Annotated in this window: 1 protein-coding gene; it reads right to left on the reverse strand. The window is 34.1% G+C overall.

Annotated features, from left to right (window positions below; all coding sequences use genetic code 11):
* Nucleotides 1-355: asparagine synthase-related protein (locus ACIR131C_RS26885; RefSeq protein WP_231395378.1), on the reverse strand; the 355-nt coding region annotated here is incomplete at both ends.

A 355-nucleotide genomic window follows, 5' to 3' on the forward strand; every position in this document is an offset into this window, starting at 1 on the left:
AAAGGTAATGTATTTAGTTTTTTACTCCATTTTACCATTTGAGGAACTTTTTGAAATGATTTATAGCCACCAAAAATTTCATCTCCACCCAAACCTGATAATACTACTTTCATGTTATGGTCATGGGCAAATTTAGAGACACAAAATGTATTAAAGCCATCAATACTTGGTTGATCAATTGCTGCGAGGAAATCGGGTAATATGCTCTTAGCAAAGGATGATGTAACTTGATATTCTGTGTGTTTTGCACCAAAATGATTAGCGATTTTTTGAGCCAATTCCCCTTCATTGAATTCTGACTCAGCAAAAGCTATGGAGTAGGTAGATAATTGAGATTTTTGAGTTTGAGTTGCTA

The organism is Dolichospermum circinale AWQC131C (genome assembly GCF_000426905.1).
Taxonomy (GTDB): domain Bacteria; phylum Cyanobacteriota; class Cyanobacteriia; order Cyanobacteriales; family Nostocaceae; genus Dolichospermum; species Dolichospermum circinale.